This window comes from Pseudogracilibacillus auburnensis (assembly GCF_003201975.1).
GTDB lineage: Bacteria > Bacillota > Bacilli > Bacillales > Amphibacillaceae > Pseudogracilibacillus > Pseudogracilibacillus auburnensis.
The window spans coordinates 254,631-269,744 of the sequence record NZ_QJJQ01000003.1 but is presented as its reverse complement, the minus strand read 5'-3'; the positions used below and the strand labels follow the sequence as shown (position 1 = coordinate 269,744).

The 15,114-nt window shown below is 35.5% G+C and carries 15 protein-coding genes; all 15 read right to left on the bottom strand.

Annotated elements, in window-relative coordinates; translation table 11 throughout:
- Positions 1–76 precede the first annotated feature (76 nt).
- The 15 genes from aroA to DFR56_RS06175 all read right to left on the bottom strand — a co-directional run bounded on the left by aroA (position 77) and on the right by DFR56_RS06175 (position 14,648).
- The gene (gene aroA / locus DFR56_RS06245; protein ID WP_280523444.1) at positions 77–1,372 is read right to left on the bottom strand and encodes a 3-phosphoshikimate 1-carboxyvinyltransferase; all 1,296 of its coding nucleotides are present in this window, start codon (positions 1,370–1,372) and stop codon (positions 77–79) included.
- A 23-nt stretch (positions 1,373–1,395) separates the two neighbouring features.
- Positions 1,396–2,499 (bottom strand): prephenate dehydrogenase, encoded by a 1,104-nt coding sequence (locus DFR56_RS06240; RefSeq protein ID WP_207519642.1) that lies wholly within the window; start codon positions 2,497–2,499, stop codon positions 1,396–1,398.
- Positions 2,500–2,511: 12 nt separating this feature from the next.
- Positions 2,512–3,603 carry a histidinol-phosphate transaminase gene (hisC, locus tag DFR56_RS06235; protein WP_110394575.1) on the bottom strand — a complete coding sequence of 364 codons (1,092 nt, stop codon included), beginning with the start codon at positions 3,601–3,603 and terminating at the stop codon, positions 2,512–2,514.
- Entirely contained in the window at positions 3,604–3,978 is a 375-nt protein-coding gene (aroH, locus tag DFR56_RS06230; RefSeq protein ID WP_110394574.1) for a chorismate mutase, read from the bottom strand. It abuts the gene before it with no gap.
- A complete protein-coding gene (aroB, locus tag DFR56_RS06225) occupies positions 3,975–5,048 on the bottom strand; it encodes a 3-dehydroquinate synthase (protein WP_110394573.1) in 1,074 nt (357 codons plus the stop codon). The genes aroH and aroB overlap by 4 nt, the downstream gene beginning before the upstream one ends.
- Complete coding sequence (gene aroC, locus DFR56_RS06220; protein WP_110394572.1) at positions 5,048–6,214, bottom strand: chorismate synthase; 1,167 nt, start codon at positions 6,212–6,214, stop codon at positions 5,048–5,050. Before aroC ends, aroB begins: the two co-directional genes overlap by 1 nt.
- Positions 6,215–6,320: 106 nt before the next feature.
- A complete protein-coding gene (locus tag DFR56_RS06215; protein ID WP_110394688.1) occupies positions 6,321–7,145 on the bottom strand; it encodes a CheR family methyltransferase in 825 nt (274 codons plus the stop codon).
- A gap of 83 nt (positions 7,146–7,228) precedes the next feature.
- Complete coding sequence (gene ndk, locus DFR56_RS06210; RefSeq protein ID WP_110394571.1) at positions 7,229–7,675, bottom strand: nucleoside-diphosphate kinase; 447 nt, start codon at positions 7,673–7,675, stop codon at positions 7,229–7,231.
- A gap of 93 nt (positions 7,676–7,768) precedes the next feature.
- Positions 7,769–8,746, bottom strand: a complete 978-nt coding sequence (gene hepT, locus DFR56_RS06205; protein WP_110394570.1) for a heptaprenyl diphosphate synthase component II — start codon at positions 8,744–8,746, stop codon at positions 7,769–7,771.
- Between the two features lie 35 nt (positions 8,747–8,781).
- A complete protein-coding gene (locus DFR56_RS06200; RefSeq protein WP_110394569.1) occupies positions 8,782–9,486 on the bottom strand; it encodes a demethylmenaquinone methyltransferase in 705 nt (234 codons plus the stop codon).
- Positions 9,487–9,489: 3 nt separating this feature from the next.
- Positions 9,490–10,275, bottom strand: a complete 786-nt coding sequence (locus DFR56_RS06195) for a heptaprenyl diphosphate synthase component 1 (RefSeq protein WP_110394568.1) — start codon at positions 10,273–10,275, stop codon at positions 9,490–9,492.
- Between the two features lie 303 nt (positions 10,276–10,578).
- The gene (locus DFR56_RS06190; RefSeq protein ID WP_110394567.1) at positions 10,579–10,851 is read right to left on the bottom strand and encodes an HU family DNA-binding protein; all 273 of its coding nucleotides are present in this window, start codon (positions 10,849–10,851) and stop codon (positions 10,579–10,581) included.
- A gap of 1,157 nt (positions 10,852–12,008) precedes the next feature.
- Entirely contained in the window at positions 12,009–13,487 is a 1,479-nt protein-coding gene (gene spoIVA, locus DFR56_RS06185) for a stage IV sporulation protein A (RefSeq protein WP_110394566.1), read from the bottom strand.
- 218 nt (positions 13,488–13,705) lie between these two features.
- The gene (locus DFR56_RS06180; protein WP_110394565.1) at positions 13,706–14,434 is read right to left on the bottom strand and encodes a hypothetical protein; all 729 of its coding nucleotides are present in this window, start codon (positions 14,432–14,434) and stop codon (positions 13,706–13,708) included.
- Between the two features lie 16 nt (positions 14,435–14,450).
- Positions 14,451–14,648, bottom strand: a complete 198-nt coding sequence (locus DFR56_RS06175; protein WP_110394564.1) for a DUF2768 domain-containing protein — start codon at positions 14,646–14,648, stop codon at positions 14,451–14,453.
- Positions 14,649–15,114 lie beyond the last annotated feature (466 nt).

Here is a 15,114-nt window from a genome sequence, read left to right as displayed (position 1 = left end):
TCATCCATCCTCTCTATTTCATTATTTTTTAGTTCACGAAGGAAAAGAAAATAGAATCTACTTTTTGCAGATTCTACTATCTCTCTTTCGTCACTTTTGCTAAGTCATCAAAAAATGCAGGATAGGAAATAGCTATCGATGACACATCGTCTATTGTGACCGATCCTTCACTAATAAGGGAAGCAATCACTCCCATCATGGCAATTCGGTGGTCACTATAACTTGCAATCGAACCACCTTGTAATTTTGTATCACCGTGAACTATCATCCCATCTGCTGTCTCTTCTAGTTTCGCACCTAAAGTCGTTAATATTGTAACAACCGCGTGGATCCGATCCGTTTCTTTTACTCGGAGCTCTTCGGCATTTTTAATGACTGTTGACCCAGTTGCTTGTGTTGCTAGAAGTGCAATAATTGGGATTTCATCAATTAATCTCGGAATAATATCTCCCTCTACTATGACCCCTTTTAGTTTTGTGTAACGGACAGTAATGTCTCCGAGCATCTCACCACTAATTTCTCGTTTATTTTCAATCGTAATGTTGGCTCCCATTTCAAGTAATATATCGATAATACCTGTTCGCGTTTCATTTAACCCAACATTTTTTAATGTTAAATAACTATTCGGAACGATTGCTGCTGCAACGATAAAAAAAGCTGCCGATGATATATCTCCAGGGACAGTAACATCTGTCGCCCGTAATTTACGTTTATTCGTGACTGTTATTGTATTTTCGTTCGAAACAATATCAGCTCCAAATGCGCGTAACATATTTTCAGTGTGATCTCTCGTTTTTGTTTGTTCAATGACCGTTGTTTCACCTTCCGCAAATAAACCAGCTAAAAGAACAGCAGATTTAACTTGGGCGCTTTTTACAGGTAGTTCATAATGGATACCTGTTAATACTCCCCCTTTTATTGCAATGGGCAAATAATTCCCTTCTTTTCTACCATCCATTTGTGCTCCCATCAATTTAAGTGGAGTCACTACTCTTTCCATCGGTCGGATCGTTAAATGGGGATCGCCATGCATGACAGTAAAAAACGGTAACGCTGGTAATATTCCTAACATTAATCTAGCAGTCGTACCAGAATTACCAAAATAGAGTGGAGCAGTCGGTTCTTGGAATGCTTCCACCCCATCACTTTCAATGACAACATGTAATCCAGATTGTTTTATTCGCACCCCCATTTGACGAAATATATCAATGGTATGCAAACAATCTTCCCCATCTAAAAAATTATCGATAACAGTCTTCCCTTTTGCCATGGAGCCGAACATTACTGCTCGGTGTGAAATAGATTTATCCCCTGGTACGTTCATTTCACCGACAACTGGCCGCTCCAAAGGTTGAAATGTTCTGTCTTTCAACTTATCCATTCCCTTCTGAAAAGTTAAGGTTCAATTGTAACGTCAAAGTGATTGTTCTGTAACAATGCAAATGCTTTTTGCTGGTCGGCTTGATTCAGTACACTAAGTCTAAGCGCACCATGAATATTATCACGTATTTCTAAAATGCGGATATTTCTAATACTAATATTTTCTGTAGCCAGTAATTGGACAACAGAAGCAATCGCACCAGGCTGGTCTTTTATGTCGACGTAAATATCGTAAAAAGATGGTAAAGCTCCTCTTGTTTTCTTCTCTCCTAGCCCATCACGATATTTTTTTGCTTGATCTAAATAACTAATCATTTCTTCTTTACTATTTTTATCCAAAAATTCCTTTAAGGTAACCATTTCATTAATCCAGTCTTGCAATAAGCGGGACATTTTATTACCGTTATGGGCAAAAATATCTTGCCACATTTTCGGGTTACTTGAGGCGATTCTAGTAATATCCCGAAAACCACCAGCTGCAAGTTCTGGTAAATAATGATGCACTTGTTCCCACTTTCTTGCTTGATGAACGAGGGAAGAAGCGATTAAATGTGGAAAGTGAGAGATAACACTCGTCATCTCGTCGTGCTCCTCAGGTTGTAAGATAATAAAATTACTTTTCGTTGGCTGTAATGCTTTTTTTAACTCATCCACTTTTTCGTTAGAGCAAGAGTTAGTTGGTGTCAAAACATAAATTGCATTTTCAAATAGATGTTCTCTTGCCGCATAAATACCTGCTTTATGTGAACCTGCCATCGGATGTCCACCAATGAAAGTAATTCGTTTATTTGTTAACTCATTGGCAACTTTTAAAATTGATCCTTTAACAGAGCTAACATCTGATATGATGACATCATGATCAAAAACGATTTGATCTATCTGTTTCATTAATTTAATCGTTTCAGAAATGGGGGCCGCCAAAATAATAATTTCAGCCCCCTTGGCCGCTTCTTCAAGATCTGTGTATGATTCATCGATAATTTTTTCATTTAATGCGATTTGAAGGGTTTCTTCATTTAAATCATATCCTATAAGATAATTTTCATCTTCTTGTTGCATGGCTTTCGCTAACGAACCGCCAATTAATCCTAATCCAGCAACTAATATTTTACGTTTCATTATGATACCTCATTATCTAATTTCGTCTTGCATCTTTTTAATAATCGTTTGAAGTTGTAACATATCTTCTTCTTTTCCAATAGTGATTCGCATCGTATCCGGATAGCCTAATAAGGTACCTGGACGTACGATAAATCCATGTTTTAATAAATAAAGGGATGCTTCATCCGCATCAATTGGTGTTTCTACTAAAATAAAATTCGTATGAGTTTCATAGTATTTCCAATTGATTTCATCTAAAAATTGTTGGAACGCTTGCTTCACTTGATCATTTAATTTTTTTGTTGTTTGAACAAACTGCTCGTCATCTAAAGCAATTACTGCTGCTCGTTGTGCGATAGATGAGACATTAAATGGCCCACGAACAATATTTAATTTTTCAGCGATTGTCTCGTTTGCGATTCCATAACCAACTCGTAATCCGGCCAATCCATATATTTTGGAAAATGTTCTTAATACGATTAAATTATCATATTGAGCTAAATTTCTATTTAAATCAAATTGGTTTTCTTTAGCAACAAACTCGTAATACGCTTCATCTACGACAACTATTACGTCACGAGGACATTGCTGCATAAAGGCTTCAAATTGCTCTTTGACAATCATTTCACCTGTTGGATTATCTGGCGTACATAACCAAACAACTTTCGTCTGTTCATCGATTGCCTGAGCCATTTTAGGTAAATCATGCTTTCCATTAACGGTAGGAACCTCTTTTAATTTGGCTCCTTCGATTAATGCATGATGTCGATATTGAGAAAATGTCGGTGCCGCCATAATTGTATTTGTCCCTTCATGTAGAAAAGCACGACAAATAAGTGTGATTACCTCGTCTGATCCACCGCCAAATACTAATTGCGACTCGTTCACTTTCAATTTTTCGGCAAGGCTTACACGTAGATCGTAAGCATAGCCATCAGGATAGATTTCAAATTCTTGTTCCATCGATGAAAAAAATGTAGACACTTGTTTGGAAAAGCCATACGGATTTTCATTTGAAGCAAGCTTGACAATTTTGTCGATTTGATATTTTCTTTTCACTTCTTGTATTTGCATACCCTGTTTATATGCGGTTAATTGATTTAGTACTTCTTTACCAATCATCTACTCACCTTCTTTTTGAATTAGATCAGGTCGCAACTTTACTGCATCATTTAAAAATACATGGATTATTTCATCTTGCTGCAAATTTGTTTTTGCAACCAACATCACTCGTACACACCGTTCTAAACTGTTTGGAACATCGATTTCTTTCATACACATTACAGGTACATGTGTCCAACCGGACATTTGTCTTGCCACTTTTGCTGGGAAACCTGCATTTAATTCATCTGTTACGGAAAATAAAACATGCGAAATTTCTGATGGTTCAATATTATTTACTTCAACCATTTCAACAACAAGCTTTTTTGTTTCTTTCATTATTTCTGCTTCATCATTTTTTGTTACGGTTGTTGCGCCTCTAAAACCTCGAATCACGGGGCACTCAACTCCTTCTTGAATGATTGTAAATATGAATGAAGTTCATCGTCTGTAAGATTCACTACGACGGGTTTCCCAATACTAGAAAGCAATACCATTTGAATTTGCTGGTATTGTGCTTTTTTATCCAATTTCATCGCATTAATTAACTGGTCTATCCCAGTATGAAATAATGATAATGGATAATTATTTCCTTGTAACCAGTTTAATAACTGGTCATAATATAATGATTTATTATATTTATGTTCACTAATTTTTAGTGCAAATAACATACCGATTGCAACTGCTTCTCCATGCGTTATCTTTCCATAACCTAGTTCGGCCTCTAACGCATGTGCTAATGTATGCCCGAAATTTAGAAATTTTCGAATATTCAATTCTTTTTCATCTTTTTCAACGATATCAGCTTTAATTTTTACGCCTTGAAATAAATGATCCTTTAATTGGTCATTCGAAATTGTCGCTAATGTAAGTGGTAATAATTGCTGTAAAAACTCAGCATTCGCTATGAAAGCTTCTTTTATTAATTCTGCATATCCTGAACGAATTTCATGATCTGGCAACGTTTTTAATGTATTCACATCGTAAATAACGGCCTTAGGTGGATAAAAATTACCGATCATATTTTTACCGAGTTCGTGGTTAATTGCGACTTTTCCTCCAACACTACTATCGTGCGCTAAAATAGTCGTTGGAACTTGAATATAATCAATTCCACGCATAAAAGTTGCGGCAACAAATCCCGCTAAATCACCGACTACCCCGCCACCAAGCGCAATGATTAAAGAACGTCTATCTAACTTTTTTTCCATTGCAATTGTTTGAAGTCGATAATATTGATCAATGTTTTTAGAAGCCTCTCCGCTTGGGATGACAGTATGGAATATTCGTTCAGTTTCTATGCCCGTCATTATATCGTCTAAATATAATGGGGCTACTTGATCATCGGAAATAATGAATATAGATGAATAATCGTTAGCAATAAACTTGCTAATCTGGTAACGGATTTGTTCATCGATATATATGTTATAGGAATGAGTAGAGGTATGAACGACAAGCTCATTCATTAAAAACACCTTATTTCTTCACGGTATGCATCAATCGCTTTTTTCAGTTGTGGAAATTGATCGCTAGGGAACTGTTCCGTAATTGCTTTTGCTAATTCAAAGGCAATGACATGTTCCATGACAACGGCAGCAGCTGGTACTGCACAAGAATCTGAACGTTCAATACTTGCATTAAACGGTTCTTTTGTATCAATGTCAACACTTTGTAACGGTTTATATAACGTTGGGATTGGTTTCATAACCCCTTTTATGACAATTGGCATTCCTGTTGTCATTCCACCTTCAAACCCACCTAGACGATTTGTTTTACGGTAGTATCCTCTTTCTTCATTCCATGCAATTTCATCATGAACTTCACTACCATTTTTTCTCGCGGCTTCAAAACCGATCCCAATTTCCGCTCCTTTAAATGCGTTTATGCTCATCACACTTCCTGCTAGTTTCGCATCTAATTTTCGGTCATAATGGACATAAGAGCCTACACCTGCTGGCATTCCTTCTACATATACTTCACAAACTCCACCAATCGAATCGCCATCTTTTTTCGCTTGGTCAATTCGATCCATCATTTCTTGTTCTACATCTTTATCAAGTACGCGAACAGGAGAAGCGTCTGAAATATCAAATCGTTCCTGAACCGACAAGGTATCAATTTCTTTCGCCCTTATGCCAGCAATCTCTTTTACGTACCCAACCACTTCAATGCCAAGTTGTTTTAATAAAATCTTAGCAACAGCTCCGGCTGCAACACGTACAGTCGTTTCTCTTGCAGAAGATCGTTCTAATACGTTACGCATATCGCGATGGCCATACTTTAACGCACCATTTAAGTCAGCATGACCTGGTCTTGGACGAGTAACAACCCTTCTAATTTTTTCATCCTCTTCCACCGGATCTTCACCCATAATATTTACCCAGCTCTTAAAATCATCGTTATTGACGACTAAGGCAATTGGTGAGCCTAAAGTATATCCATGTCTAACACCACTTGTAATTTCAACTAAATCTTTTTCAATTTGCATCCGTCTTCCACGACCATGCCCTTTTTGTCTCCGTAATAATGATTCATCAATATCTTTCTTAAGTAGAGGCATACGAGCAGGAAGACCTTCAATAATAGTCGTTAATTGTTTTCCATGCGATTCACCTGATGTTAAATAACGCATCATCATTCCCCATTTCATCTTTTCGTTATTAAATTAATTAGTTTTATAAAGAAGACTTAGTTCAATAGGTATTTCCTCATTTAGACCTTCCGAAACTAGGCGACACTTATGTTCCATCTGTAGAGGTGGAACATTTAGTAACATCGCGAATGTAAAAAAAAGTATCAAATAATGATAGCTGATATTCATTCGGATTAAAAATTTGTTCAGTACTGCCAACAAATAAAACGCCTTTTGGCACGAGTGAATCGCTAAATTTTCGATAAATTATTTCTTTTGCTTGATCTGTAAAATAAATAAGTACATTACGACAAACGATTAAATCGACATTGGACGGATAGCTATCTTTTAATAAATCATGTTTTTTAAACGTAATAGATGCTTTCAATTGCTCATTTATCATATATTTATTGTTTTTAAACATAAAATATTTTGACTTTTTATGTTTAGGTAAACTCTTTAATGCTTGTTCTTGATAAATGCCTTGTTTTGCTTTTGCCAACACTTTTTCGTCGATATCGGTTGCTAAAATCGTAGCATTAATATGTGGGAAGTGCTCCTGTAACATAATTGCAAGACTATAAGGCTCTTCCCCTGTAGAACAAGCAGCACTCCATATGGTAATGCTCTGCTTTTTCTCTATTAGTTTCGGTAGCACTTTGTCTCGTAAAATATCCCACCGTTTCGGATTTCGATAAAATTCAGAAACATTAATCGTCATGCGATCAATAAATTCTTCTAACAAGTCTTCATCTTTTAATAAGGCTGTATAATAGCTAGAAAAACTACTATATCCACGTTTATTGCGCAAGGAAGTTAGTCTTCGTTTCATTTGTGCTTCTTTATAGAAAGTTAAATCGATTCCTAGCTTTTGATCAATTTGAGATATGAACGTATTGTATTCTCCCACGTTAGGTTGCGCCTCTTTCATCACTTTTAAAGTACTTTCCAATAATAAGTATTAAAAATCTATAATAGAAAGCCTCCGTTTAAAACAGAGGCCAAAGTAACTTATTAGTAAATCCAAGTTTTATCTTGTCTCGTGTAATCTACGAGTTCATTCCCATTAAAAAATAAGTTAATTTCCCTTTCGGCACTTTCTAAGGAATCGGAACCATGGATGATATTTTTACCGACTGTTACAGCATAATCTCCACGGATGGACCCTGGGTTTGCTTCTTGAGGGTTTGTAGCACCGATCATATGGCGTGATGTTTTTACTACATCTTCCCCTTCCCATACCATTGCAAAGACAGGACCTGAAGTAATAAAATCAACTAATTCGCCGAAGAATGGACGTTCTTTATGTTCACCATAATGTTCTTCAGCCAGCTCAGTAGAAATTTGCATTAATTTTGCTCCAGCAAGAACAAATCCTTTCTTTTCAAATCGGCTAACGATTTCTCCAATTAATCCTCTTTGTACACCATCTGGTTTTACCATGATAAACGTTTTTTCCATCATTTATTTCTCCTCTTATTTTAATATTATTGGTTAGATATTTTATTAGTCGTTAAAAATTTTATCAAATTATGTAATATAATACAATTAAACTTAAGAACGGCGTTTCCCAATTAATGTTGCAATCGTTTGTAACGTCCTTTTCGCTTTATTGTTTGGTAACAGTTTTATCGCGTGTAACGCCTTTCTTAAATATAAATTACTTAATTGATAAGACTGTTCAATAGCGTCTGTTTTAGATAATAAATCTACTAAATGTTTCAAATTATTTTCATCAATTTCTTTAGCGTTTTGAAACGAAGCTTTTAGTTCCTCTAAAAAGGCTGGATCATTCATGGCATAAAAAACTGGTAGAGTAATATTCCCTTGGATTAGATCACTCCCAGTTGGTTTTCCTAATTCTTTTGAGGACGCCGTAAAGTCCAAAATATCGTCAATTATTTGAAACGACATGCCTACATTATAACCATATCGATATAATTGATTCGCTTGTTTTTCTGTTGCACCTGATGCGATTGCGCCTAATTTACAGCTTGTAGCAATTAATAAGGCTGTTTTCCTTTTAATTCGCCGTAAATAATCCCGTAATCCTTGATCAACATTAAATTTGTCCTCAATTTGAGCAATTTCGCCTTCCACTACTTTAACGAGCGTTTTTGATAAGGTACGGTGGACACTCGGAAGGTGGACAGTTGTTATTACTTCAAGTGCACGAGCTAATATATAGTCCCCTGTATACATTGCAACCCGATTACCGAAAATATGTTTAATCGTCGGTTTCCCACGCCTTAATTCGGCATTATCTACTACATCATCATGGACAAGTGTTGCCATATGAATTAACTCAAGTGAAACAGCTACCGCCTTCACTTGATCCATATGATGTTTATAATCACCAAATTGGGCTGATAACAAAACAAAAACTGGACGGATTCGTTTACCGCCAGCACGTAATAATTGTAGGGAAGCCTCACGCAATATAGGATGTTCAGCTTGAATTGTTTCGGTTAATGTATTTTCAATGTCTTGTAAGTCCTTTTTCAAAAAGCCATATATATTCGCAAGTTTCATACTTTTCACCTTTTTTATCGTTATCTAAACATGGCCTATTTTGTAGCCATATGCATTGCTGCAACCCCACCAGTAAAGCTTTTCATGTCAACTTCGGAAAATCCTGCATCCAAAAACATTTCTTTCAGTTCGTATTTGTTCGGAAAATCTCGAGCAGATTCCTGTAACCATGCATATTCATCATAACTTTTAGCAAAAATCTTTCCAAACAATGGCATAATAAAGCGAAAATAAAAAAGGTAAAGTTGTCTAAATCCAACTAATGTTGGCTGTGATGTTTCTAAGCAAACTACTTTCCCACCCGGCTTTGTAACACGATACATTTCTTGTAGAACTGTTTCGTAATCTGGAACGTTGCGTAACCCAAAGCCTATTGTTACATAATCAAATAGATCGTTTTCAAATGGGAGTTCCATCGCATTCCCTTGAATAAATGTTAATTGCTTCATATTTTGTTGCTTTTGTTTATCATGTGCAACTTTGAGCATATTGTTACTAAAATCTAAACCAATGACTTCACCGCTTGTACCCACGGCATTTGCAAGTGCAATTGCCCAATCACCAGTTCCCGTACATACATCAAGTGCCTTACTTCCCTCTGTTACCTGCATCCGTTTCATCACGTCTTTACGCCAGGCAAAATGTCGATTAAAAGAGATAATGGAATTCATCGAATCATATTTGTTGGAAATTCTTTCGAACACATGATGAACTCGTTCCTCTTTAGATTGTCCAGTCATGTTTTACCCTTCTTCCGCTACAGATGTGTTATATGCTAGCTTTACTTTATCTCTTATTGTATTTTTGAGCACAATAAAATGATAAGGTAAATGTACTAATAATTCATCCAGCTTTTGTTTTCGACTATGAATTTCTTCGTCTACTATATGGATAGTCGTTAATTTATCGGTATCGCTAATTTGTTCTTGAACAAAATGATCAATATATGAAAACTGCTGATTTTGAATATTTTCCTTTTCTTGATACAGTCGATTGATCATTAACCATTCTTTCGTAATAGAAATGATCGTATCTTCCACTTTAATGAAACGAGCAACCTGTGTGAATAATAATGATTCAATTTGTTGAATCGTCGTAAATAGCTCGTCAATCGATTGAATATTTTCATTATACAATTTCATTTTATATTCATTAATTTGTTTAATTGCTGTTGCTAGAATTTGAATCATGTCAATATCTTCTAATTCAGATAATAAATAATAATAAAGTCCACTATAATAATCGCCTGCTAACACAGAAAGCTGTTTTTCCGTTTCTGTCATTTCATCGGTATCTTTAGAGGGTATTAACTCATGAGTATCTAAAGCAATTTGTACAAGCATAATCGTTGTAATATATTGCTGTTTTTTAGTTGCTGACATTTGTAAATCTTGATAAAAATAATGTAAGATAAAAATTTTTTCTTGATCTATAAAGGGCTTATTAATATATTTTTCAACATAAGAATGCCTGATTTTATTTTCGATTAAAAACTTTAATTCAGTTGATTCCATACTTAAATTGCGCACCCTAACCACCTATGCCCTTCCGTTCATTCATTACCTCTAGTATAGCATAATTTACTATCATGAAGCGAGAATACATCTATGTTAAAGTGAGAGCTTACATAATATTTCGCCCTATTAACTATCACTTATTATAACAACAATGTCAATCAATTTGAACCAACATAATTGAAGTTGCAGAATCCGCAAATAGAGTAACTAGATATTAATATACATACAAAAAAATAGTGAGGGTCTTTGGAACTGAATTAAAAAAGGATGCGTAGGTAAATACGCACCCTTTATCATAAGCTCTATGTAGAAATGTTATTTAACAGCTTCTTTTAGAGCTTTACCTGCTTTAAACGCTGGAACTTTGCTTGCAGGAATTTGAATTTCTTCTCCAGTTTGAGGATTACGACCTTTACGTGCAGAACGTTCACGCACTTCAAAGTTACCAAATCCGATAATTTGTACTTTGTCACCTTTACTAAGTGAATCCATGACTGATTCAAATACTGCATCAACTGCTTTAGCAGCATCTTTTTTCGACAATTCGCTTTTTTCAGCGACTGCGTTAACTAAATCTGTTTTGTTCATGATATTCACCTCCTCCCAAAAAAATATAATTTGCTATAAACAAATTATAAAGCTATTTCCATTTGTTCACCAATTCGCCTACTTTTATACTTCTGTAGCGAAAATTATTGATGATAAAGCTTATACTAACTGACTTTACAATAAAATTCAACATAAAATAGTGTTTTTTTCTATATTTTTTTCATGAAATCGTTTTATCCTAAATTTTTTGAAATATCCGTATAAAGAAAAGCGAAAGATAATGGTAAAATAGCTTGCTCCATTTCCTTTCGCTTTCCTTTATTATTTCGAATATTTGTACATACTCTTCATTCATTCGTATGATACAACTTTCACGCCATTAAAATGAGTTCAAACCGCGCTTGGTTAAGCTTGGGTTGCTTCTAATTATATCTTTAACAGCCTTAGTATAAGAAAACAATTTCGAAAAGATTGGATCTACGAATACTTCTACTATCAAATAGATTTGTTGTTTTTACATATAAGATATAAACAGTGCAGTAACTAAGCTAGCAGCACCGTTGATTTTCGCTATGGACAGTTGCTTTTCCCGTAGGAGTCAACTGTCCTCCGCTCCAATCAACTATACGTTAGATTAGGTGAATGTAAATGATATTTATTTCAAACATAAATTATCTAATGATTCAACCTCACCTTAGCGAAGGAAATGCACGGAGACTCCTGTGGGAGGATAGGCCTAGATAAGACCCTGCCCCGGCAAGGGGTATGCCGACGTTGGCCGCAAAGGCCGGTTTTAGTTGGCCCTCCTTTTGAGGAGGCTTAACAGCCGGCCACGGTAAAGGAGACACTGTGAAAGCAAGCGATAGCGCAGATTGAATAGATGTCGCTCTTATGCCCTGTGGTGAAAGCGGAGTGCATTTCCGTAGCGATAGTATATTCACTATTTTAAAGTTACTGCACGGTTTATTTCAAATACGTGATAATAGTGACAAACTTAACGATAAGAGCAGGTAGAGTCTAAATGTAAACGGACTGCTCCTGGGTAAATAGTTAAAACAAAGTCAACTTGAGCATTGTATCTTCATCCCACTTCGTTCTACAAAGGCGTTATTTGTCCATTTCACTCTGCGAAAAATTGAGTTAATGATTAACGCGTGTCCAAATAAAAAAAATAAAAACAGCTTTTTTGAAAGCTGTTATAAAATAATAGCAATTAGACCACCGGAACCTTCGTTAATGATCCTTTCTAATGTATCTTTCAATTTATATCTGGCATTTTCCGGCATTAGGGAAATTTTCGCTTGAATTCCCTCTCTTACAATCGAACTTAGGGATCGGCCAAAAATATCTGAATTCCAAATGGACAATGGATCTTCCTCGAAGTCTTGCATTAAATATTTAACAAGTTCTTCACTTTGCCTCTCCGTTCCAATAATTGGTGCAAATTCTGATTCTACTTCTACTTTAATCATATGAATGGATGGAGCGACAGCTTTTAATCGGACTCCAAACCGTGAGCCTTGTCTAATTATTTCCGGCTCATCTAGTTCCATATCTTGTATAGAAGGTGCTGCTATGCCGTAACCTGTTTGTTTGACCATTTGTAAAGCACTAGCAACTTGGTCGTATTCCCGTTTTGCATGGGTAAAATCTTGCATCAAGGCGAGTAAATGGTCTTTTCCCTTTATTTCTTCGCCTACAATTTCTTTTAATATATTTTCATATAAATTTTGTGGGGCAAATAAATCGATTTCAGCAATACCTTCTCCCATTTGCATTCCTGAAATTTGGGCACGATCGATATGTTCAAATTCTGAAAAATCATTTACGATATTGTTTACATCTCGTAATCGTTTAATATTTCTCACTGTTGTTTGAATTGCTTCTTCATAGTTGCGCTTCAACCAATGATTTTCATGTAATACCATGACCCAGCTCGGTAAGTTTACATTTACTTCTAACACTGGGAACTCGTACAATGACTCTCTTAAAACATTATACACATCATGTTCATTCATCGATTCAATACTCATACTAAGTACAGGTACATCGTGTTGCTCTGCTAGTTCCTGACGTAAAAGTTCTGTTTGCTGGTCTGTTGGTCTTACAGAGTTAATAATCATAATAAAAGGTTTTCCAACTTCTTTTAATTCATTAATTACTTTAGTCTCTGCTTCTACATAGTCAGTTCTTGGAATTTCTCCGATCGTCCCATCAGTCGTAATAACAATACCTATAGTTGAATGTTCTTGAATTACTTTTCTCGTTCCAATTTCAGCAGCATCATGAAATGGGATTGGATCTTCATACCAAGGGGTGTGTATCATTCGTGGCCCATTCTCATCTTCAAATCCTTTTGCACCTTCTACAGCATAACCAACACAGTCGACCATTCGTATGTTAACATCTAATCCTTCTTCAATATTAATCGACACCGCTTGATTCGGTACAAACTTCGGTTCTGTCGTCATAATCGTTTTTCCTGCTGCACTTTGTGGAAGTTCATCATGTGCGCGAACCCGTTCATTCTCATCCTGAATATTAGGTATCACAACTAGATCCATAAATCGTTTAATAAAGGTCGATTTACCTGTTCTTACAGCGCCGACGATTCCTAAATAGACATCACCGTTCGTGCGTTTAGAAATATCTTTAAAAATATCTATCCTATCCAAATGTTTCCCTCCTCTTTCCTAAATAACAAGCACAAAATCATTCATACTAATATAAGTCTATGATGTTGTCCTATTAAAATATGACAGCAAATATGAGTAAAAAAATATGTAAAAAGTGCAATGAAAAACCCCTTGTAACAACATATGCTACAAGGGGGAAAATATACTAATTTATTTATGAGATAGAAAAGAACGAGAGATTGATGATGAATCAATTATTATTGGGATAGAAAGACTGGTTCACCATTTTTAATGGTGTATGGTAAAGAATAAACTGGGACAAACGGGTAATGGTCTTCCAGTATCGGACGAATATCATCTCCTTCTTTAAAACGATGCTCATATTCAGTTAATGCTAGCTGGAGATCAATGCGATAATCTACAAATAACTCACCATCGGTATTCATGATGATTGGTAAGTTCGTTTTACTATATGGACTCACTACATATTGTTCTGTTTTAAAGCCGAGCTTTTCATAGTTTACTGTATAAATATCAGTCCCAACTTGTTCACCAAATGGTGGATATAAATTTTTGGAACGATAAATATCTAATTTTACATTTACTTCTCTTAATTTCTCCGCTATTCGTAGATCAATTAGTTTCACTCGTGGATCTTCTTCAGGTGTAATGATTGTATATTGATATACTCCACCGTTTTCAAAGGCAGTACCAGGAATTTCAGAAAGTAATTGATGTTCTTTTAACATGGAAAAATCAATTAAATATTTTTCATATAATGCTACATCACTCGATTTTGTTTTGATCGGCATTAATCCATTCGTTTCATCTCTATATTCCAACACAGCTGTTTGGACCATTTCTAATTGTTTTTCATTTGGAATTTGGTTTTTGGCTAACTCATTTTGCGGGTATAGGCAACCAGTTAATGTAGTTGTTACGAGTAAAAAAAGGGCTAGTAATAATAGTCTATGTACATTTTTCATTCTAAAGCCTCCTTCACTAACCAGTTGGGCCACTAATTACGACATAAAATACAATCAATGCACCTACGACGAGACAGACGTAGGCTAACATCGAGACGATCAGACTAAAAATTCCAGATAATTTTCTTCTAGCTAATTGAATTAGAGCGATTGCCATAATTAGGAGGCCGATCCCAATAAAAGAAACTATTTCTTTTAATTCTGCTGCACTCATTGCTTCACTCCTACTATCTTTCCAATAAAATGATGTTTCTATCATTGCACATAAGTTATTATAACATATCACTAAAAATACTCACTCCAAATATGAAAGTACATCGTTTTTTCGCTAATTTGTCATAAAAGGTCGTCCATCCTTTAGACAGAAAATAAACGCGAATATCAAAGGAACAAAGGCACAAACACTCTTACAGGCTAAAAAGCGCGACGTCCTGGGACCGCGCTTACTCGTCCCAACGTAAAGATTTGTACTAGCACGTCCTGTGCGTCGAAGCTAAACGTAGATATTATCATAAAAAAATTTTATCCACAAATAGATTCAAATATAATTTCCTGACAATAAAAAAATCTGGAATGGCCTACAAACATGCCATCCCAGATGACTAAACAATACCCATAGCATCTCTTTATAAGATTACTGTTGCGTTTTATATTATGCATAACACTCTTGATTTGTATCT